Origin of the sequence: Pseudomonas sp. Irchel s3f10, assembly GCF_900187515.1 — a bacterium.
GTDB classification, from domain to species: Bacteria; Pseudomonadota; Gammaproteobacteria; order Pseudomonadales; family Pseudomonadaceae; genus Aquipseudomonas; species Aquipseudomonas tensinigenes.
The window spans coordinates 743,193-767,725 of record NZ_FYDZ01000001.1 but is presented as its reverse complement, the minus strand read 5'-3'; the positions used below and the strand labels follow the sequence as shown (position 1 = coordinate 767,725).

Sequence of the window (24,533 nt, the reverse complement as noted above, 5' to 3'; positions counted from 1 at the left end):
GGAGCATTGCGATGAGTACCGACGATAAACGCATCCGCGAATTCGCCTATCAAATCTGGGAATCGGAAGGTCAGCCTGACGGTCAGGAGGCGCGCCATTGGGAGATGGCACGCAAGCTCGCTGAAGCGGAAGCACTGGCACCGAAGAAGCCACCGAAAGCCGCTGGCAGCAAAGCCGCGGGCAAAACTGCCGAGGTCAAAGCGCCGGCCGCCAAGCCGAAACCTGCGGCCAAGGCCAAACCGGCCAGCGCCGCCAAAGTGATTCCCCCGGGCGAAAAAGCCGCCGAGAAAAAGCCTCGAGCGCCAAAGAAGCCTTCGGCGATCTGACGCTAACCGGATTATTGAACTGAATGAATGTGTGGCGGGTTCGCTCGCCACCGAGGACGCGTTCGTCCTCAAGAAACCCACCAATCCCCTGTAGGAGTGAGCCTGCTCGCGATAGCTATCTGACATTCAACATTGATGTCGCCTGATAGACCGCTATCGCGAGCAGGCTCACTCCTACAGGGGGATGTGTAAGCCCAGAAATTACCCGTTTTGCAGGAGCAATCATGACCCGTCCAAAGAATGCCGAGCCCACCGCGCACGCCGAGCCGTCGAGAATCCGCGAAGGCCTGCCCTTCCCGCTCGGTGCGACCTGGGATGGTCTGGGGGTCAACTTCGCGCTGTTTTCCGCCAACGCCACCAAGGTCGAACTGTGCATCTTCGACGATGCCGGCGAAGTCGAACTCGAACGCATCGAACTGCCGGAATACACCGACGAGATCTACCACGGCTACCTGCCCGATGCGCATCCGGGGTTGATCTATGGCTACCGCGTCTACGGCCCGTACGATCCGGCCAACGGTCACCGTTTCAACCACAACAAATTGCTCATCGACCCGTACGCCAAGCAACTGGTCGGCGAACTGAAATGGTCGGAAGCGTTGTTCGGCTACACCATCGGCCACCCCGATGCCGACCTCAGTTTCGACGAACGCGACAGCGCGCCGTTTGTGCCCAAGTGCAAAGTCATCGACCCGGCGCACACCTGGGGCAACGATCACCGCGTCAGTGTGCCGTGGGACAAGACCATCATTTATGAAACCCACGTGCGCGGCATCAGCATGCGCCACCCCGCGGTGCCGGAAAACGTGCGCGGCACCTTTGCCGGGCTGATGGTCGACGATGTCCTCGAGCACATCCGCAAGCTCGGCGTGTCCACCGTCGAGTTGCTGCCGATTCACGCCTTCGTCAACGACCAGCATCTGCTGCACAAAGGCATGACCAATTACTGGGGCTACAACAGCATTGCGTTTTTTGCCCCGGACCCGCGCTATCTGGCCAGCGGCAAGATTGCCGAGTTCAAGGAGATGGTCGCGCACCTGCACGAAGCCAACCTCGAAGTGATCCTCGACGTGGTCTACAACCACACCGCCGAGGGCAACGAGCAAGGCCCGACCCTGTCGATGCGCGGTATCGACAACGCCTCGTACTACCGTTTGATGCCGGACGACAAGCGCTTCTACATCAACGATTCCGGCACCGGCAACACCCTCGACCTGAGCCACCCGTGCGTGCTGCAAATGGTCACCGACTCGTTGCGTTACTGGGCCAGCGAGATGCACGTCGACGGTTTCCGCTTCGACCTGGCAACCATTCTCGGCCGCTATCACGACGGTTTCGACGAGCGTCACAGCTTCCTCGTTGCTTGCCGTCAGGACCCGGTGCTGCGTCAGGTGAAAATGATCGCCGAACCGTGGGACTGTGGCCCCGGTGGCTATCAGGTCGGCAACTTCCCGCCGGGCTGGGTCGAGTGGAACGACAAGTTCCGCGACACCGTGCGCGCGTTCTGGAAAGGTGACGACGCTCAGGTTGCCGATTTCGCCAGTCGTATGACCGCGTCCGGCGAGATGTTCAACCAGCGCGGGCGGCGGCCGTATTCGTCGGTGAACTTCATCACCGCCCACGACGGTTTCACCCTCAACGACCTCGTGTCGTACAACGACAAGCACAACGAAGCCAACGACGAGAACAATCAGGACGGCAGCAACAACAACCTGTCGTGGAACCACGGCGTCGAAGGCCCGACCGACGATCCCGAGATCAATGCTCTGCGCCATCGGCAGATGCGCAACTTCTTCGCCACCCTGCTGCTCGCCCAAGGCACGCCGATGATCGTCGCCGGCGACGAATTCGCCCGCACCCAGGACGGCAACAACAACGCCTATTGCCAGGACAGCGAGATCGGTTGGGTCAATTGGGACCTGAGCGAAGACGGCAAGGCGCTGCTGAAATTCGTCAAACGTCTGATCAAGCTGCGTCTGGCCTATCCGATCCTGCGTCGTGGGCGTTTCCTGGTCGGCGAGTACAACGAGGACATCGGCGTCAAGGACGTCACTTGGCTGGCACCGGACGCCACCGAGATGACCACCGAACACTGGCACGATGCGCATAACCGCTGCCTGGGCATGTTGCTCGATGGCCGCGCGCAGGAAACCGGGATTCGCCGCAAAGGTGCGGATGCGACGCTGCTGCTGGTGGTCAACGCCCATCACGACATCGTCAATTTCACCTTGCCGGAAGTGCCGGAGGGCAGCTTCTGGACGTGCATGATCGATACCAACCAACCATCGATCCGTGGTCAGGAACGCTTCGATTTCGGCCACGAATACTCGGTCACCGGACGCTCGCTGCTGCTGTTCGAACTGCAACGTGATGAAGAAGATTGATATGGATCTGCACAGTTATCTCGCCCGACGCCCAGCGGACTATCCGCACACCGTAGCCCTCGGCAATTGCTTGCGGGCGCTGGTCGAAGCCGGGCTGGATCGGTTGCCGTTACCGGGTAGCGGCCACACGCTGGAACGCTTTCAGCGGCTGGCCGAGGTCGGCGGGCATGATCTGGGTTTGTGCAAATTGTTCGAAGGCCATACCGACGCACTGGCGATCATCGAGCAATTGGGCGGTTCACCGACACCGGGCAGTACGTGGGGCATGTGGGCGGCGGAACCGCCGCAGGCACGGGTCAAAGTCAGTCCGGCCGGGCACATGGTGGCGCTGCATGGACGTAAAGCGTGGTGTTCCGGTGCCGCCGTGCTCAGCCATGCCTTGCTGACCGCATGGGATGGCGACGATCAGCAACAACTGGTCGCCGTCGCCCTCGACCAACCGGGAGTGACCGTCACCGAGCAAGGCTGGCAAGCGGTGGGCATGGCCGCCACCGGCAGCGTTGAAGTGTTGTTTGACGGTGCCGAAGCGCAGGCCATCGGCAACCCCGGCGACTATCTGCAACGCCCGGGTTTCTGGCAAGGCGGGATCGGCATTGCTGCGTGCTGGTACGGCGCCGCGCGGCAAATCGCCGAAGCGTTGCGCAGCCAGTGTGGCCAACGCCCGGAACCCCACGCCCTCGCCCATCTCGGCGCGGTCGACAGTGCCTTGCAAGCGGCGGCGGATGTGTTGCGTTTCAGCGCGCTGCACATCGATGCACATCCCGAGGACCACGCCGAACTGCTCGCTCGTCGTGCCCGCGCAGTGGTCGAACAATCTGCCGAACAGGTGATGCGTGAGGTCGGTCGCGCCCTCGGCGCCGGGCCGTTTTGCAAGGATCGGCAGTTTGCCCGGCTCAGCGCCGACCTGCCGGTGTTCTTGCGCCAAAGCCATGCCGAACGGGATCTGGCCGCCCTCGGGCAATTGGTCGCCGGGCAATCCAGTGAGGTATGGACGCTATGAAAACCAATCCGATTGTCGGCCAGGGCACCAGCCTGCATCAGTGGCAGGCTTCGCGGCATCTGGCGGAGCTGGACAGCATCGACATCCTCAGTCTGGTGCCACCGGGCGCGCGGGCGGTGATTGTTGCGCCGCACCCGGACGACGAAGTGCTCGGTTGTGGCGGCCTGCTGCAATTGCTCGCCGCTGCCGGTCGGCCTGTGCAATTGATTTCGGTCACCGACGGCAGCGCCAGTCACCCCGGTTCCACTCGTTGGCCGGTGGAGCGACTGAGCGTGGTGCGCCCACAGGAATCCGCCGAAGCGCTGCGCCGACTTGGTTTGCCCATGCATCGGGTGAAATGGCTGCGCGGCGGTTTTACCGACACTCAGGTCGCGGCGCAGGAAGCCGAACTGGTCGATTTCATCGAGCGTCACCTGCGTCCCGACGACGTGCTGTTCACCACGTGGAGCGAGGACGGCCATTGCGACCACGAAGCGGTTGGCCGCGCCTGTGCCGAAGCTGCGCGCCGTGTCGGGGCAACCTGCCATGAACTGCCGGTGTGGACGTGGCACTGGGCGACACCGGAAGACGCTTTCGTACCGTGGCAACGCGCACGCAAGATTCTCCTGACGCCGGCGCAAGTCGCGCGCAAGCGCCACGCGGTGCACGCCTTCGCCAGTCAACTGGAGGGCGATCCGGACGCGGGACTCGGTCCGGTGCTAGCGCCGTATGTGCTCGATCGCCTCTTACAGCCCTTCGAAGTGGTGTTTCTATGAGTGTCGAAGATCGCTATTTCGATGGCCTGTTTGCCGACAACGACGACCCTTGGGCCTTCCGCGAGCGCTGGTACGAGCAGCGCAAACGCGCGATCACCCTCGCCGCCCTGCCGCGTCCGCACTATCGGGCCATCTTCGAACCGGGCTGCGCCAACGGCGAGTTGAGCGCCGAACTCGCCGCACGTTGTGATCGCTTGCTGTGCTGTGACACGGCCAGTGCGGCGGTGACTTTGGCGCGCACACGGTTGAGCCTGTTCGATCACGCCGAAGTGCGGCAAAACCGTCTTCCCGGCGACTGGCCGGAGGAAAAATTCGACCTGATCGTATTTAGCGAGATCGGCTACTACCTCGATGGCGAAGATCTGACAGAAGTGATCCGCAGAGCCAGTGAATGCCTGACTGCGGATGGCCAGTTCCTCGCCTGCCACTGGCGTCCGCCCATCGACGGCTGCCCGCTGAACGCGCGGCAGGTGCACGACCTGATCCACGAAAAACTGCATCTGCCGCGAGTGGTTTTGCATCAGGAAGCGGACTTCATTCTTGAAGTGTGGAGCCGCGAACCGCGCTCGGTGGCGGCATTGGAGGGCTTGCGATGATCGGCATTCTGATCCCGGCGCACAACGAAGAAGACTTGCTCGACGACTGCCTGAGCGCGGCCATGCGCGCCAGCCGCCACGGTTTGTTGGCTGGCGAAAAGGTTGAAGTGTTGGTGGTGCTCGACAGTTGCACCGACCGCTCGGCGCAGATTGTCAGCCGCTATCCGGTGCTGAGCCTGCACATCGACGCACGCAATGTCGGCCAGGCCCGGGCGGCCGGCGCACAGCTGTTGCTGGAACGCGGGGCACGCTGGATCTCCTGTTCGGACGCCGACAGTCGCGTGGCCGACGACTGGCTGGTGGCACAGCTGGGGTTGGGTGCCGACGCGGTATGCGGTACCGTCACGGTCGAACGCTGGCACGAGTCGTTCGATGCAGCGGCGCAAATCCGCTACCACCGGCATTACCGTGCCTGCGATGGCCATCGGCATATCCACGGCGCCAATCTGGGCATCAGTGCCGACGCCTATCGCTGGGTCGGGGGCTTCAAACCGCTGGCTTGCGACGAGGATGTGCAATTGGTGCGGGAGCTGGAACTCGACGGCGCGAACATCGCCTGGAGCCATCGCCCGCAAGTGCTCACCAGCGCGCGGTTCGACAGTCGTGCGCGCGGTGGCTTTGGTGACTATCTGCGAAATCTGGCACAGATGGAGCAAAAAAAAGCGGATCAGATTGATCTGTGACGCGACGAACTTCGCTTCATGAGCAATACTCTGCTGCGCGGCAATCCAGGGTTTGGAGCGTCGCTGGGCATTCAACCAGCCTTCACGGGTCGGCGGTGACTGGCAATCATTGCCACGCACACGACTGAGGGCAAAACAACACAAGGACGTCACATCATGAAACCGTTAACCCTCAGCGACAGCAGTTCGCCGGCGCAAATCTGGAACAGCGCCGCGCAACTGGACAACATTCCCGTCATCAATACCCGCAGTCTGGTGCCCGACGGTGCCCGCGCCGTGGTCATCGCGCCGCATCCGGGCGATGAAGTGGTCACCTGCGGTGGCCTGCTGCAATTACTCTCCAGCCTCGGTCATCCGCTGCAATTGCTCTCCATCACCGATGGCAGCGCCAGCCATCCGGGTTCCCGACAATGGTCGGAAAAGCGCCTGAGCGTATTCCGCCCGCAGGAAAGCGTCGAAGCCCTGCGCCGCCTCGGCCTGCCGATGCACAGCCTGAAATGGGTGCGTGGCGGCTTCACCGACAACGCTCTGTGCGACCAGCAAGCGCAAGTGACCGAATTCATCAGCCGCTACCTGCGCCCCGGCGACGTGGTGTTCAGCACCTGGCGCGGCGATGGCAACGACGACCATGAAGCGGTGGGCCGGGCCAGTGCGCAAGCGGCAGAACAGGCCGGCGCGACCTTTCATGATGTACCGGTGTGGGCCTGGCACTGGCCCGAGCGCGACCAGCAACTGATCCCTTGGGAACGCGCGCGCAAACTACGCCTCGACACCTGGACCGTGGCGCGCAAGAGCCACGCCACCCACGCCTATGCCAGCCAGCTCAACGGCGAACCGGCGATCGGCATTGCGCCGATGCTGCCACCGGTGATCCTGGAGCGGATGCGGCTGCCCTACGAAATCGTGTTTGTCTGAATCTCTACAACACTACCGAGCTCTTTGTAGGAGTGAGCCTGCTCGCGATAGCGGTGTGTCATTGGCGCAAATGTTGATTGATCCACCGCTATCGCGAGCAGGCTCACTCCTACAAGGTTTTGTGGGTTGATCAGAAGGAACTGCCGCCCCTCCCCATCAGTCGCATGAATAAGCGGCCCGCAATCCAGAGGAGTGAACGTGTCCAGCGATCCCAAGCGTCATGTTGTCGACGCGCCCGTCATCCATCGTTTAAGGGTGCTGACGGTCAACACCCACAAGGGTTTCACCGCACTCAATCGGCGTTTCATTCTGCCGGAACTGCGTGAAGCGGTGCGCAGCACCTCGGCCGACCTGGTGTTTCTACAGGAAGTAGTGGGAGAACACGAACGCCATTCGAGCCGTTACAACGAATGGCCGCAAACCTCGCAATACGAGTTTCTCGCCGACAGCATGTGGAGCGACTTCGCTTATGGGCGCAACGCCGTCTACCCCGACGGCCACCACGGCAATGCGCTGCTGTCGAAATACCCGATCCGTGAATACCGCAACCTCGATGTGTCCATCACCGGCCCAGAACGCCGGGGCCTGCTGCACTGTGTGCTTGACGTGCCAGGTCACGCTGAGGTCCACGCGATCTGCGTGCATTTGAGTCTGCTCGAAAGCCATCGGCAATTGCAGTTGCAACTGCTCTGCCAGTTGCTCGAATCCCTGCCCGACGACGCTCCGGTGATCATCGCCGGTGACTTCAACGACTGGCAGCTACAGGGCAACGCCGCGCTCGCCCGTCGTGACTACCTGCACGAAGCCTTCGAACGTCATCACGGGCGCCCGGCGAAGACCTACCCGGCGCGGTTTCCATTGCTGCGGCTGGACCGGATCTATTTGCGCAATGCCAGCAGCCATGACCCACGGATCCTCGGCAACAAGCCGTGGACACATCTGTCGGATCATCTGCCACTGGCCGTCGAAGTGCACCTGTAGCCGCGATAGTGACAGTAATGCAGGACGCGATGGATCAACTCATTCGGCGGTTCAACGTTGCCGACAGACCATCTGTCGGTAACTGAACGCGTCTGAGTCGGGGCTTTCGCTGCGTTCTTCCATACAAACAACCACTTAGTTATGTGCAGAAAAACAAACGCTTGCAAAGCCCGATTTGCCACTACCGCTCATCGTTCAATTTCTTGACGGGGGCGCGCGACTCTTCTTATCTCTACCTTACTACCCCCGGAATCACTACCCGGGACGAGCCTTCGGACACTCGCGAAATCGAGCGGCCACGGTTCGCCCCGCTCCATTCGGTCGCCCCTCGTTCGGGGTAGGAGAGACGCCACACAGAGAGAATGCATGCGCCTGCAAGGTAGACCTCCATGAAAATTTCCATCAGCCCACACGAGATCAAAATCACTTTCTGCACAGTGTCGAGTTCAATCTTGCTGTGCTCATCCATGGAGGCGCAGGCCGGTCCTGCAGCGGATGAAACGACCCCGTGGTATCGCGCGGATGTCCCCGTGATGACCTTGCCCGGCACCGTCATCACCCCCGGACCGCAACGCTTCAGCCCACGGCCCGATCTGCAAGGCACACGCCTGATTACCGAAGACCTCGCACCGTCGGCCTGGGATGAGTTGTATGGCAGAAGCGCCCGGCAGGCGCAGACCGATGTGCTGTCGTCAGGCTACGCGATGCCCGGCAGTGGCGACTTCAAAGGGCCGGCCGTGTTGACTCTGCAAAGTGGTAGCCATACCCAGAAAATCGGACTGATCGGCGGCGTCAATCAGATTCAGGCCAATGGCAATGGTCCGCTTACCAGCCGCGCCCTGGCCGACCCGAACAGTGACACCCTCAATCTGCAAGGCCAAAGCCTTGGCGCTTATTACAGCCTGATCGGCGCCCAGGGCTGGCACGTGGATTTATCCGCCAGCGGCGGCCGGGTCAGCGGCTTCAGTCGCAACGGCCAAGGCGCGCGGCAAGCCACAGAAGGCAGTGCGATGACCTTCTCGGTCGAAGGCGGTTTTCCGATTGGCTTGAGTGATAACTGGGTGGTCGAACCGCAGGCGCAATTGATCAATCAACGCATCACCCTCGACACGCCGTACGCCGGCTCGGGCAATGCTTCTTCCTCCGATCTGACGGCGTGGAGCGGCCGCGTCGGCGCACGATTGAAAGGAAGTTACGATTTGAATGGCCTGCCGGTCGAACCCTATGTGCGCACCAACCTCTGGCACACCGTTTACACCGGCAATACCGTGACGCTGGATCAGGTCGACAAGATCAGCAGCAGCCGCAAGTCCTCCACTGTTGAGTTGGGACTGGGGCTGGTGGCACGGGTGACGCCAGCGGTGAGTCTTTATGTGAGCGCGGATTACAGCAGTGATGTCGATGACAATGATTTGAACGGGATCATTGGCAGCCTTGGGGTGCGGATGCGTTGGTAGCGTTTGGCTTGGCGGCGAAAGTGTTTGTGCTGACGCCATCGCGAGCAGGCTCACTCCTACAAGGGGAACGCATTCCAAGTGTAGGAGTGAGCCTGCTCGCGATGGCAGCAACTCGGTACTGGATCAGCCTTCCGGTCTGAGGATCAACACCGCCAACGGCGGCAGGTTCAGCTCCAGCGACAACGACTGGCCATGACTCGGCACTTCCTCGGTAAACGCCCCGCCGCCATTGCCATAATTGGAACCGGCATAGGTGTCGGCATCGCTATTAAGCAGCTCAGTCCAGCGCCCGGCAAACGGCACACCCACACGATACGACTGCCGTGGCACCGGCGTGAAGTTGGCCACCACCAACACTGGCTCACCTTCCTTGCTCCAGCGCAGCCAGGCATAGACGCTGTTGATCGCATCATCACCAATCAACCACTGGAAGCCTTGCGGTGCGTCGTCCTGATCGTGCAGCGCCGGCAGCTCGCGGTACAGGCGATTGAGATCGCCGACCAGTTTCTGCACACCTTTGTGCTCGGAATACTGCAGCAGGTACCAATCCAGTTGCTGATCGTGATTCCACTCGCGCCACTGGCCAAACTCGCAGCCCATGAACAACAGTTTTTTGCCCGGATGCGTCCACATGAAACTCAGATAGGCGCGCAGGTTGGCGAATTTCTGCCAGCGATCACCCGGCATCTTGTCGATCAGCGAATGCTTGCCGTGCACCACTTCATCGTGGGAGATCGGCAGGATGAAACGCTCGGACCAGGCGTAGACCAGGCCAAAACTCAACTCGTTGTGATGGTGCGCGCGGTACACCGGGTCCTGCTGGATGTAATGCAACGAATCGTGCATCCAGCCCATGTTCCATTTATAGGCAAAGCCCAAGCCGCCCTGCTGCGTACTTTGGCTGACACCGGGCCACGCGGTTGATTCTTCAGCGATGACCAGTGCGCCGGGCGCTTCCAGTTCGACCACGTCGTTCAAATGCCGGAGGAAGTCGATGGCTTCCAGATTCTCCCGGCCGCCATGACGGTTCGGCACCCATTCACCGGCCTTGCGCGAATAGTCGCGATAGAGCATCGAAGCCACCGCATCGACGCGCAAACCATCGACATGAAAATGCTTCAACCAGTGCAGGCCGGATGCAAGCATGTAGCCGTGCACTTCGGTGCGCCCGAGGTTGTAGATCAGCGTGTCCCAATCCTGGTGAAAGCCTTCCAGCGGGTTGCCGTACTCGTACAGTGCGGTGCCGTCGAATTGCGCCAGACCATGGGTATCGGTCGGGAAATGCGCCGGCACCCAGTCGAGGATCACGCCGATCTCCGCGCGGTGGCAGGCGTCGACGAATTCGGCAAACTGCGCCGGCGAGCCATAGCGCGCGCTCGGTGCAAATTGCGAGAGCAACTGATAACCCCAGGAGCCACCGAATGGGTGTTCCATGATCGGCATCAGCTCGATATGGGTAAAACCCAGCTCCTTGACGTAGGGAATCAGCCGCTCAGCCAGTTCCGGCCAGGTGTACTGGCGCGCCACTTCACCGAGATCATCCAGCTCGCATTGCCAAGAACCGGCGTGCAGTTCGTAGATCGACAGCGGCGCCGAATGCTTGTGACGGTCACGGCGGCTGCTCATCCAATCCTGATCCTGCCAGTCGATTTGCAGGGGTTCCGCGACTTTTGACGCGGTATCCGGCGGCAGGCTGGTGGCCAGCGCCATCGGGTCGGCCTTGAGCGGCAGAATGCCGTGGGCACCGAGAATCTCGTATTTGTACAACTCCCCCGCTTGCAGGCGCGGGATGAACAACTCCCAGACCCCGGATGGATGACGCAGGCGCATTGGATGCCGACGCCCATCCCAGACGTTGAAATCGCCAACCACTGACACGCGTCGGGCATTCGGCGCCCACACGGCGAAACGCACGCCGTCGACGCCATCCACGGTTTTCAACTGCGCGCCAAGGCAGGCACTAAGGTCGCGATGATTGCCCTCGGCGAACAGATACAAATCCATTTCACCGAGCAATTGACCGAAGCTATACGGGTCTTCGGCGACTTGCTCGCCGCCGGCCCAGCGCGTGCGCAACTGGTACGGCCGCGCCTGATCGAAATGGCCGACAAACAGCCCCGGTGTTTCGGTCTGTTCCAGTGGACCGCGTTCTTCGCCGCTGTCCTTGTCCAGCACCACGACACTCAACGCACCCGGTAAATAAGCGCGAATGAACTGCCCGCCAGCGCCATCGCCGTGCGGGCCAAGAATGGAAAAAGGGTCGTGATGTTCAGCGCGGACCAAGGCATCGATATCTTTCGCCGAGGGCAGCAATGCTTCTTTGACCACACCCTGTTCCTTGTTTGAGAAACTCATGACTACTCTCCACCAAGATCGGAAAAGGGTTTAAGCCCCGTCAATAACCCGTACAAACCGTGCAACGGCACGGGCAGCCACGTGGGGCGATTTTCGGCTTCATAGGCCACTTCATAGGCCGCCTTCTCCAGTCCGAACAACGCCAGCGCGGCGTCGGCACCTTCAGGATCTTGCCAGGCATGATCAAGACTAGCTGCCGCACGGCGATATGCCTGAACAAATGCCTCACGGGCCTCACGCAGATAACGCTCGGCGACCAGACGCCGCGCGGTTTCAGATTCAGCGCTGTGGTCAACGTTGTGCACGTTGATGGTCATCGCTGCCGCGTAATCGAAGGAGCGCAGCACGCCGCTGACATCCTTGTACGGACTGTGTTTGCCACGCCGCTCGCTCAATGGCCGCGCCGGTTCACCCTCGAAGTCGATCAGATAGGCATCGCCCTTGATCACCAGCACCTGGCCCAGATGCAGGTCGCCATGGACGCGAATGCGCAAACCGCCGACGGCTTTTTTCGCCAGATCCTGCACGTGGGCGAGGATGGTTTTTTTCTCGTCGACCAGACGTTTGACCAGTTTCTGATCCGCTGCGCTGAGTTCACCCTGATGCTGCTTGAGCAGTTTCAAGGCGTGCTCGACCTGGGCCACAACATCCTTGCCCGTCGCCTGCATATCCTTGGCCGTCGACACCTGCGGCGCGAAGTCGGCATTGTCGGTGCGTGCGGCGAGTACTTCGTGCATTTCGCCCAGACGTTGGCCGAGCATGCCGGCAAAATCCTTCAGCTCACCGAGGGCGTTGTAATGCTGTTCCTGCTCGGACATGGCGTCGGCCAGTTCATCACGCAGCGCCCGTTCGAGGTTGTTCTGCGTCCATTCCCAGGCATCGCCCTGATTGCTCAAGTAACCCTGAGCGATCATCAGCAGATTGTCTTCGCCCTTGCCATCGCGGCGGATCACCGAGCCGAGCAGCGGAGAGATATTGGCAAATCCGGCCTCGGTCAGGTAAGCGCTCATCTCCAGTTCCGGGTGTACGCCAGAAGCGACTTTACGTATCAGCTTGAGCACCATGCTGTTGCCGATTACCACCGAACTGTTCGATTGCTCGGCGGACAGGTATCGCACTTCCGACTCGGCACCGAGGCCGAGTTTTTCCAGATGCGGCGTCGGTGCGAAGCGGATTTCACCCTCATTCGACTCCAATACCGTGTTGTTCTGCATGCCTTGCAGCACCGCACGAATAAACGCTTCGAGGCTGAACGCGTCGGTGATCAGACCGACTTGTCGTACACGGCGTACACGGGACAAGGCCAATTGCTGCGGCAACGCCGGGCCAACCTGATCTTCGGCAATAAAGCCGAACGGCAGTTGATAGCGACTGGTCTGCCCGCCACTGGTGACTTCGATCTCGCTGAGCAGCACCGGATGCTGCGCATCGCCGAAACGCACGCCATAGGCCAGATGCACCTTGTCGATGGCCGCGTCCTTGCCGGCGAACCAGCGGCGATTTTGCAGCCAGCTCGGCAGAATGCTTTGCTCCAGCGTCGTGCGGGACGGCGCTTCGAGCAGTTCTTCCATGCGTTTCTTCAACACCAGCGTGGTGAAGTCCGGCAGGCTCTGCGCCGGTTCCACGTGCCAGCTCGGCATCTGGTTTTCCGCGGCCAGTGCAAACCAGTAGAAACCGTACGGCGCCAGGGTCAGGAGGAAATTCAACTGGCCAATCGGCGGGAACGCATTACCGCCGAGCATTTCCACCGGCACCATGCCGACATAGGCCGACAGATCCAGCTCCACCGCTTGCGCACTGCGCGAAACGTTGGCCACGCACAGAATGATTTCGTGTTTGCCGTCGACATCGGTGAATTCGCGGGTGTAGGCCAGCACGCGACGGTTGTTCGGAGAGAGCATCTTTAACGTGCCACGGCCGAAAGCCTTCGACTGTTTGCGCACGGCGAGCAGCCGGCGGGTCCAGTTCAACAGCGAATGCGGATCGCCGGACTGGGTCTCAACGTTGACCGACAGATAGCCGTACTGCGGGTCCATGATCGGCGGCAGTACCAGACTCGCCGGGTCGGCGCGGGAGAAGCCGCCGTTGCGGTCGATCGACCATTGCATTGGCGTACGCACACCGTCGCGGTCACCGAGGTAGATGTTGTCGCCCATGCCGATTTCGTCGCCGTAATACAGGGTCGGCGTGCCTGGCATCGACAGCAGCAGACTGTTGAGCAATTCGATGCGGCGGCGGTCGCGCTCCATCAATGGCGCCAGACGCCGACGAATACCGAGGTTGATCCGCGCACGGCGGTCAGCGGCGTAGTAATTCCATAGATAGTCACGTTCTTTGTCGGTGACCATCTCCAGCGTCAGCTCATCGTGGTTGCGCAGGAAAATCGCCCATTGGCAATTGGCAGGAATTTCCGGGGTCTGGCGCAGAATATCGGTGATCGGGAAGCGATCTTCCTGGGCCAGCGCCATGTACATGCGCGGCATCAGCGGGAAGTGGAATGCCATGTGGCATTCGTCACCGTTAAGGCCCGCCGCATCGGTATCACCGAAGTACAGCTGAGTATCTTCCGGCCATTGATTGGCTTCGGCGAGCAGCATGCGGTCGGGGTAATTGGCGTCGATCTCGGCGCGGATCTGCTTGAGGACGTCGTGGGTCTCGGGCAGGTTTTCGTTGTTGGTGCCGTCGCGCTCGATCAGGTATGGAATGGCGTCGAGACGCAGACCATCGATGCCCATGTCCAGCCAGTAACGCATCACCGAGAGCACGGCTTTCATCACTTGCGGGTTGTCGAAATTCAGATCCGGTTGGTGCGAATAGAAACGGTGCCAGAAGTACTGGCCGGCGACCGGGTCCCAGGTCCAGTTGGATTTTTCCGTGTCGAGGAAAATGATCCGCGTACCGTCGTATTTCTGATCGTCATCCGACCACACATAGAAGTCCCGCGCCGCCGAGCCGGGCTTGGCCTTGCGCGCACGCTGGAACCACGGGTGCTGGTCGGAGGTGTGGTTGATGACCAACTCGGTGATCACCCGCAAGCCGCGTTTGTGCGCTTCGGCGATAAAGCGCTTGGCGTCGGCCATGGTCCCGTAATCGCTGTGCACGCCACGGTATTCGGCGATGTCGTAGCCGTCATCGCGGCGTGGCGAGGGATAGAACGGCAACAGCCAGATGGTATTGACGCCGAGGTCGGCGATGTAATCGAGTTTGGCGATCAGGCCGGGAAAGTCGCCGATCCCGTCATTGTTGGAGTCGAAAAACGATTTGACGTGAACTTGATAGATCACCGCGTCCTTGTACCAGAGCGGGTCTTTGATGAAGGTGGCTGCCTTGGGTTTCTTCGCCATGTGAAACTCCTGCTGAATGCTTTAAAAGCGCCCCACGATGATCGTTCCCACGCTCTGCGTGGGAATGCCGCCATGGACGCTCTGCGTCAGTTTCTGGGACGCGGAGCGTCCCGGGATGCATTCCCACGCAGAGCGTGGGAACGATCATTACGTAGCGGTGATTCGCCAGATGCCGAACGGCTGGTACGCAGGGTCCAGGCGCATGAACTGGTATTTGCCGTGCCAGTCCCAGCGATGCCCGTTCATCAAGTCTTCGCCGTGGGTCGTCGCATCGTCGGGCAGGCCCATTTCCCACAGCGGCAGTTCGAAATTCGCCTCCTGCACGTTGTGCGGATCAAGGCTGACTGCGACCAGAATGAAATTGCTGCCGTCAAAGCTGCGCTTGCCGAAATACAGGATGTTGTCGTTCCACGCGTTATAGATCTTCAGGCCCAAGTGCGTGTGCAACGCCGGGTTCTGCCGACGAATGCGGTTGAGCTGGGCGATCTCGGCAATGATGTTGCCGGGCGCTGTGAAGTCGCGGACGCGGATCTCGTACTTCTCCGAGTCGAGGTATTCCTCTTTGCCCGGCACCGGCGCCGACTCGCACAGCTCGAACCCCGAATACATGCCCCACAGGCCCGAGCCCATGGTCGCCAGCGCCGCACGGATCAGAAACCCCGGGCGCCCGGATTCGTGCAGGAACGCCGGGTTGATATCGGGCGTGTTGACGAAGAAATTCGGCCGGTAGCATTCGCGCCACGGCGATTCATTCAGTTCGGTGAAATAGGTCGCCAGCTCAGACTTGCTATTGCGCCAGGTGAAGTAGGTGTAGCTCTGTGTGTAGCCGACCTTGCCCAGCCGCGCCATCATTGCCGGTGTGGTGAAGGCCTCGGCGAGAAAAATCACTTCCGGATACAGCGCCCGTACATCAGCGATCAGCCATTGCCAGAACGGCAACGGTTTGGTGTGTGGATTGTCGACGCGGAAGATCTTCACGCCCTCCTCGACCCAGCCGATGACGATGTCACGCAACTCGATCCACAGGCTCGGAATCGCGTCCGGCGCATAGAAGTCGACGTTGACGATGTCCTGATATTTCTTCGGCGGGTTCTCCGCGTATTTGATCGTGCCGTCCGGGCGCCAGTTGAACCAGCCCGGATGCTGTTTGAGCCACGGGTGATCCTGGGAACACTGAATGGCGAAGTCGAGGGCGATTTCCAACCCATGATCAGCGGCCGCCGCCACCAGTCGGCGGAAGTCTTCGCGGGTGCCGAGTTGCGAGTGGATCGCCTCGTGACCGCCCTCCTCACTGCCGATGGCATAAGGGCTGCCGGGATCATCGGGGCCGGCGGTCAGGGAATTGTTGCGACCCTTGCGATGGGCGCGGCCAATCGGGTGGATCGGCGTGAAGTACAGCACGTCGAAGCCCATGTCCTGAATCATCGGCAAGCGCGCGTGCACGTCATTAAAGGTGCCGTGGCGGTGCGGATCGTCGGTGATCGAGCGGGGAAACAGTTCGTACCAACTGGCGAACTCGGCCAGCTCACGCTCGACGTCCATGGGGAATTCGGGACTGACGCTCAAGTAGGCGCGATGATCGGCTTCAGCCATCAACTGCGCACTGCGCGAGTGCAGAAACAGCGCGACCTGCTCGGTTTCGAGCAGCCCGGACAATTCGTGGTGCAACGCGGCGAGCTGTTCGCTGAGCTGCCCTTCGCTGCGTTCGGCGGCCTGTTGCACCATGCTTCGGCCTTCTTGCAACTCAAGCGAAACAGGTACGGCGGCGTTGTGTTTCTTCTCCAGTTCATACTGAAAACTGGCGAAGTGGTCGATCCACGCTTCGATGCAATACAGGAAGCGCCCTTGATGTTCCGGGCGAAACTGGCCTTGCCAGCCATTATTGCCCTGATCGGTCATGACCTCGCTTTGCCAGGCTTCTTCGCCTTCCTCGCGCCAGCGGATGCGCACCGCGAGTTTGTCGTGACCGTCGGCAAACACCTTACTGGTGACCACCACTTCACGCCCGGCAATCGACTTCACGGCGAACTGTCCGCCATCGAGAGTCGGCATGGTGTTTTCGATGACAATGCGCGGCAGCAGCAGTGCCTGCGACAGCGGCATGTGCGGGTTGTAGCTCAGTTCAGAAGGTCTTTCAGCAGTCATTGAGCATCTCTCCTTAACGCCCCAAGGACGCTCTTGTGCCGGATCAGTGTTCACAACGAAGCACCTGCCCCGAAATGAACTCACTTAGGTTCCGAGCGACCGGCGCCGGGAAAAGTTCAGATGAAATTACCGTGTCAGAAAAGCGGATCGAATTGCATGCAGGGTGGTCAATCCACTTAAGCACTTCTCACGCCATGTGCCACACGGAGGTCATCAGATGAACATCCCGATCCCGGCCGAAACGCCTGATCCCAACATCGACAAACCCACTTTGCCCGAGACCGAGCCGCAGCCGATTCCGGAGCAGGAACCACCCGGCACCACACCGCCGCCGAAAGAAGAACCGCCGAGTACGATGCCCCCGGTGATCGTCTAACTGATCGTTCCCACGCTCCGCGTGGGAATGCAGCCCGCGACGCTCCGCGTCCCAAAGCGGACGCGGAGCGTCCATTGAGGCATTCCCACGCAGAGCGTGGGAACGATCAACGTGGCAACGATCAGTCAGTGGTCATCAGTCTTCTCCTCTTCTTTTTCGAAGAGTTTTACGATGCGCGGCATCACGCTGAAAATCCCCAGCGCGAGAAAGGTACTGAGCAGCGCCGTCGCTTCCCTCCCCAACCCCGCCGCGACACCAATGGCCGCCGTCATCCACAATCCGGCCGCCGTGGTCAGGCCTTTGACATGGCCCTCATCGCCTTCCTTGTTTTTCAGGATAGTCCCGGCACCGAGAAAGCCGATCCCGGCTATAACCCCTTGCACCACGCGGCTCATCGCATCGGATTCGGCCCCGGACGTCTGCGGCACCAGTACAAACAACGCCGCCCCCAGCGCCACCAACATATGCGTGCGCACCCCTGCAGCCTTGCCCTTGTGCTCACGCTCGAACCCGAGAATGCCGCCCAGAATCGCCGCCATCAGCAGGCGCACGGTAATGCGCGTCAATTGCGAAGCATCGCCAACGTCGGCGAACTCCGCCTGCAGGGTTTCCCACACTTCATGCCACCACGCGTTCATCCGGCAGTCCTTTCAAAGGGTTTATAAACGATGGACAGCGGCGACCATTAATCAGTTGCGCAGAACGATCGGCGAAACGTGCGCCCTAACCGTTCAGACACCCCTGAAAAAAGGACTGCCCTCATGCCCCTTCGAGTCGATGAATCCAACCCCGAACAAAAAGTGTGTTTTTTCACCGTTGAACATGGCGAGGAAATTCGCATTTGCGACACCCTGGAAGTCATGACGGACAGCGAAAAATCCATGTCGTTCGTGGAAATAGAAGGCCGGCGCGTTTACATCAGCGAAAAAGAAGCTGACGCCTTGACCGTCGCAGGCGCCAAGGACGGCCGCAAACACCTGAAAGCCGACGAGAGTGATTCGGTGATTTGACTGACCCTGATCAACACCCCGCGCAAACGTCTGCGATAGGCGTTTGCGCCTTTGCCTGCGGGTTGCTTCAAGTTGTCGCAGGCGTTGCGCAAAATCGCATCTGATCCGCTTTTTATTGAAATACCTGAGTCTGTTATGCAAACAGATCGACGCTCATAGTGCTCTGGCCTGATGGAGGCTGATGAGCGAATAACCATGAGCGAACAAATCCCCGTCCGAACCGTAGAAGCAACGCCTACTATCAAAAGTGTGCCCGCACGCCCAATGAAGGCGACGGCCAAGTCCAGCGACAACCAGATCCACACCCGCAGCTTCACCGGCCTGTTCCGCACCCTGCGCATGAGCGGCGCGGGTTTTCTGTTCGTGTTGTTTTTCGGCACCGTGTGGCTGAACTGGGGTGGACGTCAGGCGGTGCTCTGGGACCTTTCCGAAAGCAAATTCCACATCTTCGGCGCGACGTTCTGGCCGCAGGATTTCATCCTGCTCTCGGCGCTGCTGATCATCGCCGCGTTCGGCCTGTTCGCGATCACCGTGTTCGCCGGCCGGGTCTGGTGCGGCTACACCTGCCCGCAGAGTTCGTGGACATGGATCTTCATGTGGTGCGAGAAGATCACCGAAGGCGAGCGCAACCAGCGGATCAAACTGCAAGCCGCGCCGTGGAGCCTGAACAAACTCGCCCGGCGCGCGGCCAAACACACCTTGTGGCTGGCGATCAGCGTGCTCACTGGCCTGACTTTCGTTGGTTACTTCACGCCGATCCGGCCACTGGCCGAAGAACTGCTGACCCTGCAAATCGGCGGTGTCAGCCTGTTCTGGGTGCTGTTCTTCACCGCTGCGACTTACATCAACGCCGGTTGGCTGCGCGAGGCGGTGTGCATGCACATGTGCCCGTATGCACGCTTCCAGAGCGTGATGTTCGACAAGGACACCCTGGCGATTTCCTACGACGTGGCCCGTGGCGAGAACCGTGGCCCGCGTAAACGCGACGTGAAACCGCTGGAAACCGGCCTGGGCGATTGCATCGACTGTCAGTTGTGCGTGCAGGTCTGCCCGACTGGCATCGATATTCGCGACGGCTTGCAGATGGAGTGCATCGGTTGCGCCGCGTGTATCGATGCCTGTGACTCGATCATGGACAAAATGAACTACCCGCGCGGTTTGATCCGCTACAGTTCCGAACGCGAATTGCAGGGTGGAAAAACCCATCTGCTGCGCCCGCGCCTGATCGGTTACACCGTGGTGCTGGTGGCGATGATCGGCGCATTGGCATTGGCATTGATCGAGCGGCCGATGGTCTCGCTGGACGTGACCAAGGATCGTGGGCTGTTCCGCGAGAACGGTCAGGGCCAGATCGAAAACATCTATAGCCTGAAAGTCATCAACAAGACCCAGCAGCGCCAGGATTACAACCTGACACTGGTGGAGGGCGATGGCTTCCAGCTGCAAGGCAAGACCGAGCTGAGCCTGGCCCCGGGTGAGATTGTCGATGTGCCGGTGTCGGTGGCGATGACCACGGAACGCCCGGCCAGCAGCTCGCAGACCTTGAGTTTCAAGATTGCCGACAGCGATGAGCCTGAGATTTATAGCATGGCGAAGAGCAGGTTTGTGGCGCCGATGAATCGTTGAGCCGTTAGAATCTTTTCCCCTCACCCCAGCCCTCTCCCGGGGGTAGAGGGGGCCGACCTAGGTGTCTGTCGCTATACATCGACCTGACAGACCGAGTCGATTAGGGATTCAGCAAAGCACTATCAAGCCGAGTCGATTACGGATTCAGCAAAGCACTTTCAGGCTGAGTCGATTACGGATTCAGCAAAACACTTTCAGGTCGGTGTATTTAGCAAGCATCCCCCAATCAGTCCCCTCTCCCTCTGGGAGAGGGCTAGGGTGAGGGCTTTTCCCACTCTGACACCCAATAATTCAACCAGCACCAAGGCTCCTCGATGAAACGCTACGAAAAATTCGCCGACGACATCGCTGAACTGATCCGCTCCGGCGTCCTCGGCCCCGGCCAGCGCGTGCCTTCGGTGCGCTACGCCAGCCAGACCTACGGCGTCAGCCCGTCCACGGTGTTCCAGGCCTATTACCTGCTCGAGCGCCGCGGCCTCATCCGCGCCCGACCGCGCTCCGGCTACTTCGTCAACACCCACGCGCCGAGCCCGTTTTCCGAGCCGGTGATCAGTAGCCACGTCAACGACTCCACCGAAGTCGACGTCAGCGAACTGGTGTTCTCGGTACTCGACTCGATCAAAGACCCGAGCACGATCCCCTTCGGCTCGGCATTCCCCAGCCCGACGCTGTTTCCGCTGCAACGCCTGTCGCGCTCGCTGGCCAGCGCTGCCCGCGAGATGGACCCACGCATGGTCGTCACCGACATGTCGCCGGGCAATCCGCAACTGCGCCGGCAAATCGCTCTGCGCTACATGGTCGGCGGCCTGATGCTACCGATGGAAGAATTGCTGATCACCAACGGCGCCCTCGAAGCGCTGAACCTTTGCCTGCAAGCCGTCACCGAACCCGGCGATCTGGTGGCCATCGAAGCCCCGGCGTTCTACGCCAGCCTGCAAGTTCTGGAACGGCTGAAGCTCAAAGCCGTGGAAATCCCCGTGCACCCGCGCGACGGCATCGACCTCGGCGTGCTCGCGCAGACGCTTGAACGTCACCCGATCAAGGCCTGCTGGTGCATGACCAGTTTCCAGAACCCGATGGGCGCAACCATGCCCGAGGCGAAGAAACAGGAACTGGTCGAACTGCTGCGTCGCCATCAGGTGCCGCTGATCGAAGACGATGTCTACGCCGAACTCTATTACGGCCAGCAGGCACCAAAACCGGCCAAGGCTTTCGACACCGAAGGTCTGGTGATGCACTGCGGCTCGTTCGCCAAAAGCCTGGCCCCCGGTTACCGCATCGGCTGGGTCGCCGCCGGGCGTTATGCGCAGAAAATCGAACGGCTGAAACTGATGACCTCGCTGTGCGCCTCGATGCCGGCGCAAGCGGCGATTGCCGACTATCTGCAACACGGCGGCTACGATCGGCATCTGCGGAAACTGCGCTACGCACTGGAAGAACAGCAAAGCGCGATGCTCGCCGCGATTGCCCGTTATTTCCCGGCGCAGACGCGGGTCAGCCAACCCGCAGGTGGTTACTTCCTGTGGCTGGAATTGCCGCCGCAGATGGATTCATTGAAGTTGTTTCAGATGGCACTGGCGCAAGGCATCAGCATTGCGCCGGGGCCGATTTTCTCGCCGACGCAGCGCTTCAGGAATTGTATTCGGTTGAACTATGGCAGCCCTTGGACTGAGGATTCGGAAAAGGCCATGGAGACGTTGGGGCGGATTGTGCGGTCGTTTTGAAAAACTGCTGTTGTTTGCTCAACATGGCTTTGCTCTTCCACCATTGGTACTATAAATTTGACCCCCGATATAATTGTCTATTAACAACTCAACCGAATTAAAATGGATCGCAGGATGCAATCAGAAACCATGACAGACAGGATCTACCTTAAAGGCTTACAGCTAGCGGGCTTCAAAGGTTTAGGAAAGGAACTACAAACAATAGCACCTTTCCAGCACTTCAATTTTTTTATCGGCGCCAACAACTCGGGAAAATCAACAGTTCTTGATTTCATTTCCCGCTACGCTCACGCATTTAAAAATATAAACTACGGCCGAAGTCCGGACATATCATTCACCACCACCGGCAACGAACTCAATATTGACTGCAATCCAGCAGCAGCCAAATCAAACTTAGGTATTACTAAGAGTCAATTTATAGATGCTGTCACGGAAAAGCCTGCTCTACTTCAAGACAGCACTGTCATGGCAATTATTAACGCAATCGCAGACAAGCTATTAACAGACGAAAACCTCCTATGGCTTACAGGCACCACAATAAAAAATCGGAAAATTACATTCTCAGATATAGAGATATCCATCGCCGATATTAAGCACATACCAAACCTCGAAGAAAATTTAAACTTCCTCAATGCCAGCTTAGGAGGCAACCCCATAGACCGAAGTGAAGACAAACTTAATTACATTGTTAACAGATTGATCATTGACTCAAAAACCAACATCCCCAAAGCCAACATAATCCCGGCAATTCGCCAAGTTTCTGCAAGCGGGGCTGAATTTGATGATTTCTCAGGAAAAGGGCTCATTGAAAAAATAGCCGAACTGCAAAATCCTACAAAACATGGAAAAAATCGACACCACGAATTCAATAAAATCAACAAATTTTTAAGAAGTGTTCTTGAGAAAAACGATGCAACAATTGAGATCCCTCATAATAGAAGTGAAATTCTGGTTCACATGGATGATCGTGCATTCCCACTAGCAGCCCTTGGAACGGGAATTCATGAGGTCGTTATGCTTGCTTCGTTTTGCACACTTCTAGAAAATCAGATTGTATGTATCGAGGAGCCTGAAATACACTTACACCCAGCTCTCCAAAGACGCTTAATTAACTATCTGCGAACTGAAACATCAAACCAGTACTTCATCGCAACTCATTCTTCCTCTATAATTGACACACCTAACGCTGCGATATTTCACGTAAAAAATACAGACGGGCAGACAAAAATAACCAAGGCCGACTGCAACTCCTCAAAGCATAACCTACTTCAAGATCTCGGATATAAAGCTTCAGACCTACTCCAAACGAACTGTATAATCTGGGTAGAGGGTCCGTCAGATCGCCTGTATCTCAATCATTGGATAAGCGAGAAAAATGACACCCTCATCGAGGGAATACATTACTCAATTATGTTTTATGGCGGTCGTTTACTCAGCCATTTATCCAGCAACAGAGATGAACACAGCGATGAAGATATCAAGGCACTGATTGCAGTACATAAGCTCAATCAAAATTTAGCTTTTATTATCGACAGCGATAAATCATGCGCCACTGATGACATCAACGAAACCAAGCGTCGCATAGAAGCGGAAATCAAGGCGCACAAAGGTGTTTGTTGGATTACTGCCGGCCGCGAAATAGAAAACTACATCCCGCACTCAACAATGAAAACCGCACTAAGCACATCTTATAAATCCTACTCAAAACAATTGGCCACCGGGCAATACGATCATGTACTGCCGTTCGAGAAAAAAGACAAACAAATTCAAGACAAAGTAGACAAGGTAAAAATTGCCAAAGCCATAACCTTGCAAACACCAGACTTTGCAGTTCTTGACCTTGAAGAAAAGGTCGCCGAAATAATCAATTTAATCTGCGCATCCAACCATATTTAAAACGCTATTTAAACCATCATTCTGCTAAAAACTGGAAAAACTCAATACCTGGCAAGCACCTAGAGAAGTGTATTAAAAAATCTAGGTGCTGCCGCCGATTCGTGACGGGTGCTCGTCAGAGTTATCGCCCACCCCCCAAATCAACAAACGTCCCGGTCGCATACGACGCCTTATCCGACAACAACCAGACAATCGCCTCCGCCACCTCATCCGGCCGCCCGCCACGGGCCATCGGAATCGCCGACTCCAGCTTGCTGACCCGATCCGGATCGCCGCTCAATGCATGGAAATCGGTATAGATGTAACCCGGACGCACCGCGTTGACCCGAATCCCTTCGCCCGCCACTTCCTTGGACAAACCGATGGTGAAGGTATCCAGTGCGCCTTTGGAGGCCGCGTAATCGACGTATTCGTTGGGCGAGCCAAGACGCGAGGCCACCGACGATACATTGACGATACTGCCGCCCTGCCCACCATGCTTGGGCGACATGCGCAGGATCGCGTGCTTGGCGCAGAGGATCGGCGCCAGGACATTGGTTTTCATGATTTTCAGAATGCGGAATTCGGACATTTCGTCGACCCGCGACTTTTGCCCGACGGTGCCAGCGTTATTCACCAGAGCGGTCACGCGGCCCAACTCAGTGTCGACCCGCTGGAACAGCGCGATCACTTCGTCCTCGATGCTGACGTCGGCGCGCACGGCGATGGCTTGTGCGCCCAATGCGCGGACTTGCTCCAGCACGCTTTGCGCGGCTTGTTCATCCGACTGATAGTTGATGCAGATCCGATAGCCTTGCTCGGCAGCCAACAACGCCGTAGCGGCGCCAATCCCGCGCCCGCCACCGGTGATCACAATGACTTTATCCATGCTGGCCTTTCCCCCAAATGCACACGTAACAGTCGGGGGGAAGAATAACCGCCATTGGCGGGTTTTGCATGAGGTCTGTTGTGTCGGGCCGG

At 58.9% G+C, this 24,533-nt stretch carries 19 protein-coding genes; 14 read left to right on the top strand and 5 right to left on the bottom strand.

The features are described from left to right. Positions 1–11: 11 nt before the first annotated feature. The 9 genes from CKW17_RS03620 to CKW17_RS03580 all read left to right on the top strand — a co-directional run bounded on the left by CKW17_RS03620 (position 12) and on the right by CKW17_RS03580 (position 9,097). Positions 12–326 (top strand): DUF2934 domain-containing protein, encoded by a 315-nt coding sequence (locus CKW17_RS03620; RefSeq protein WP_095118740.1) that lies wholly within the window; start codon positions 12–14, stop codon positions 324–326. Positions 327–550: 224 nt separating this feature from the next. Beyond that, positions 551–2,710, top strand: coding sequence for a glycogen debranching protein GlgX (glgX, locus tag CKW17_RS03615; RefSeq protein ID WP_095118739.1), 2,160 nt, complete (start codon positions 551–553; stop codon positions 2,708–2,710). A 1-nt stretch (position 2,711) separates the two neighbouring features. After that, on the top strand, positions 2,712–3,710 hold the full coding sequence (locus tag CKW17_RS03610; protein WP_095118738.1) for an acyl-CoA dehydrogenase family protein: 999 nt from the start codon (positions 2,712–2,714) through the stop codon (positions 3,708–3,710). Then, entirely contained in the window at positions 3,707–4,465 is a 759-nt protein-coding gene (locus CKW17_RS03605) for a PIG-L deacetylase family protein (protein WP_095118737.1), read from the top strand. Before CKW17_RS03610 ends, CKW17_RS03605 begins: the two co-directional genes overlap by 4 nt. After that, complete coding sequence (locus CKW17_RS03600; RefSeq protein WP_095118736.1) at positions 4,462–5,061, top strand: SAM-dependent methyltransferase; 600 nt, start codon at positions 4,462–4,464, stop codon at positions 5,059–5,061. Before CKW17_RS03605 ends, CKW17_RS03600 begins: the two co-directional genes overlap by 4 nt. Beyond that, positions 5,058–5,744 (top strand): glycosyltransferase family 2 protein, encoded by a 687-nt coding sequence (locus tag CKW17_RS03595; protein ID WP_095118735.1) that lies wholly within the window; start codon positions 5,058–5,060, stop codon positions 5,742–5,744. The genes CKW17_RS03600 and CKW17_RS03595 overlap by 4 nt, the downstream gene beginning before the upstream one ends. Positions 5,745–5,900: 156 nt before the next feature. Beyond that, a complete protein-coding gene (locus tag CKW17_RS03590; RefSeq protein ID WP_095118734.1) occupies positions 5,901–6,659 on the top strand; it encodes a PIG-L deacetylase family protein in 759 nt (252 codons plus the stop codon). Positions 6,660–6,857: 198 nt separating this feature from the next. Further along, positions 6,858–7,640 carry an endonuclease/exonuclease/phosphatase family protein gene (locus tag CKW17_RS03585; RefSeq protein ID WP_038368981.1) on the top strand — a complete coding sequence of 261 codons (783 nt, stop codon included), beginning with the start codon at positions 6,858–6,860 and terminating at the stop codon, positions 7,638–7,640. 389 nt (positions 7,641–8,029) lie between these two features. Next, complete coding sequence (locus CKW17_RS03580) at positions 8,030–9,097, top strand: autotransporter outer membrane beta-barrel domain-containing protein (protein WP_095118733.1); 1,068 nt, start codon at positions 8,030–8,032, stop codon at positions 9,095–9,097. Positions 9,098–9,220: 123 nt separating this feature from the next. Here the strand turns inward: CKW17_RS03580 and glgB are convergent, their stop codons facing one another. The 3 genes from glgB to CKW17_RS03565 all read right to left on the bottom strand — a co-directional run bounded on the left by glgB (position 9,221) and on the right by CKW17_RS03565 (position 16,941). Continuing rightward, the gene (glgB, locus tag CKW17_RS03575) at positions 9,221–11,452 is read right to left on the bottom strand and encodes a 1,4-alpha-glucan branching protein GlgB (RefSeq protein WP_095118732.1); all 2,232 of its coding nucleotides are present in this window, start codon (positions 11,450–11,452) and stop codon (positions 9,221–9,223) included. A gap of 2 nt (positions 11,453–11,454) precedes the next feature. After that, positions 11,455–14,796 carry a maltose alpha-D-glucosyltransferase gene (treS, locus tag CKW17_RS03570; RefSeq protein ID WP_095118731.1) on the bottom strand — a complete coding sequence of 1,114 codons (3,342 nt, stop codon included), beginning with the start codon at positions 14,794–14,796 and terminating at the stop codon, positions 11,455–11,457. A 147-nt stretch (positions 14,797–14,943) separates the two neighbouring features. After that, positions 14,944–16,941, bottom strand: coding sequence for an alpha-1,4-glucan--maltose-1-phosphate maltosyltransferase (locus CKW17_RS03565; protein WP_095118730.1), 1,998 nt, complete (start codon positions 16,939–16,941; stop codon positions 14,944–14,946). A gap of 217 nt (positions 16,942–17,158) precedes the next feature. On the opposite strand from CKW17_RS03565, the gene CKW17_RS30305 reads away from it, so the two are divergent. Beyond that, positions 17,159–17,317, top strand: a complete 159-nt coding sequence (locus CKW17_RS30305) for a hypothetical protein (protein ID WP_016985118.1) — start codon at positions 17,159–17,161, stop codon at positions 17,315–17,317. Between the two features lie 125 nt (positions 17,318–17,442). Here CKW17_RS30305 and CKW17_RS03560 read toward each other — a convergent pair whose 3' ends face one another. After that, on the bottom strand, positions 17,443–17,955 hold the full coding sequence (locus tag CKW17_RS03560) for an MgtC/SapB family protein (protein WP_077572699.1): 513 nt from the start codon (positions 17,953–17,955) through the stop codon (positions 17,443–17,445). Positions 17,956–18,078: 123 nt separating this feature from the next. Between CKW17_RS03560 and CKW17_RS03555 the strand changes: the two genes are divergently transcribed. From CKW17_RS03555 to CKW17_RS03540, 4 genes are all read left to right on the top strand, one after another. Next, the gene (locus CKW17_RS03555; protein WP_064391076.1) at positions 18,079–18,327 is read left to right on the top strand and encodes a DUF3203 family protein; all 249 of its coding nucleotides are present in this window, start codon (positions 18,079–18,081) and stop codon (positions 18,325–18,327) included. Between the two features lie 195 nt (positions 18,328–18,522). After that, on the top strand, positions 18,523–19,953 hold the full coding sequence (gene ccoG / locus CKW17_RS03550; protein WP_095118729.1) for a cytochrome c oxidase accessory protein CcoG: 1,431 nt from the start codon (positions 18,523–18,525) through the stop codon (positions 19,951–19,953). A 314-nt stretch (positions 19,954–20,267) separates the two neighbouring features. Then, positions 20,268–21,677 (top strand): GntR family transcriptional regulator MpaR, encoded by a 1,410-nt coding sequence (gene mapR, locus CKW17_RS03545; RefSeq protein ID WP_034155962.1) that lies wholly within the window; start codon positions 20,268–20,270, stop codon positions 21,675–21,677. A 114-nt stretch (positions 21,678–21,791) separates the two neighbouring features. Then, the gene (locus CKW17_RS03540; RefSeq protein WP_176470027.1) at positions 21,792–23,573 is read left to right on the top strand and encodes an ATP-binding protein; all 1,782 of its coding nucleotides are present in this window, start codon (positions 21,792–21,794) and stop codon (positions 23,571–23,573) included. 121 nt (positions 23,574–23,694) lie between these two features. Here CKW17_RS03540 and CKW17_RS03535 read toward each other — a convergent pair whose 3' ends face one another. Beyond that, positions 23,695–24,441 (bottom strand): SDR family oxidoreductase, encoded by a 747-nt coding sequence (locus CKW17_RS03535; RefSeq protein ID WP_095118727.1) that lies wholly within the window; start codon positions 24,439–24,441, stop codon positions 23,695–23,697. Positions 24,442–24,533: the final 92 nt, after the last annotated feature.

Coding starts and splice junctions, on each gene's coding strand:
- CKW17_RS03605 (WP_095118737.1), top strand. CDS start 3,707: ATGAAAACCAATCCGATTGTCGGCCAGGGCACCAGCCTGCATCAGTGG.
- glgX (WP_095118739.1), top strand. CDS start 551: ATGACCCGTCCAAAGAATGCCGAGCCCACCGCGCACGCCGAGCCGTCG.
- CKW17_RS03540 (WP_176470027.1), top strand. CDS start 21,792: ATGCAATCAGAAACCATGACAGACAGGATCTACCTTAAAGGCTTACAG.
- CKW17_RS03600 (WP_095118736.1), top strand. CDS start 4,462: ATGAGTGTCGAAGATCGCTATTTCGATGGCCTGTTTGCCGACAACGAC.
- glgB (WP_095118732.1), bottom strand. CDS start 11,452: ATGAGTTTCTCAAACAAGGAACAGGGTGTGGTCAAAGAAGCATTGCTG.
- CKW17_RS03565 (WP_095118730.1), bottom strand. CDS start 16,941: ATGACTGCTGAAAGACCTTCTGAACTGAGCTACAACCCGCACATGCCG.
- CKW17_RS03560 (WP_077572699.1), bottom strand. CDS start 17,955: ATGAACGCGTGGTGGCATGAAGTGTGGGAAACCCTGCAGGCGGAGTTC.
- CKW17_RS03595 (WP_095118735.1), top strand. CDS start 5,058: ATGATCGGCATTCTGATCCCGGCGCACAACGAAGAAGACTTGCTCGAC.
- CKW17_RS03590 (WP_095118734.1), top strand. CDS start 5,901: ATGAAACCGTTAACCCTCAGCGACAGCAGTTCGCCGGCGCAAATCTGG.
- CKW17_RS30305 (WP_016985118.1), top strand. CDS start 17,159: ATGAACATCCCGATCCCGGCCGAAACGCCTGATCCCAACATCGACAAA.
- CKW17_RS03580 (WP_095118733.1), top strand. CDS start 8,030: ATGAAAATTTCCATCAGCCCACACGAGATCAAAATCACTTTCTGCACA.
- mapR (WP_034155962.1), top strand. CDS start 20,268: ATGAAACGCTACGAAAAATTCGCCGACGACATCGCTGAACTGATCCGC.
- treS (WP_095118731.1), bottom strand. CDS start 14,796: ATGGCGAAGAAACCCAAGGCAGCCACCTTCATCAAAGACCCGCTCTGG.
- ccoG (WP_095118729.1), top strand. CDS start 18,523: ATGAGCGAACAAATCCCCGTCCGAACCGTAGAAGCAACGCCTACTATC.
- CKW17_RS03535 (WP_095118727.1), bottom strand. CDS start 24,441: ATGGATAAAGTCATTGTGATCACCGGTGGCGGGCGCGGGATTGGCGCC.
- CKW17_RS03620 (WP_095118740.1), top strand. CDS start 12: ATGAGTACCGACGATAAACGCATCCGCGAATTCGCCTATCAAATCTGG.
- CKW17_RS03555 (WP_064391076.1), top strand. CDS start 18,079: ATGCCCCTTCGAGTCGATGAATCCAACCCCGAACAAAAAGTGTGTTTT.
- CKW17_RS03610 (WP_095118738.1), top strand. CDS start 2,712: ATGGATCTGCACAGTTATCTCGCCCGACGCCCAGCGGACTATCCGCAC.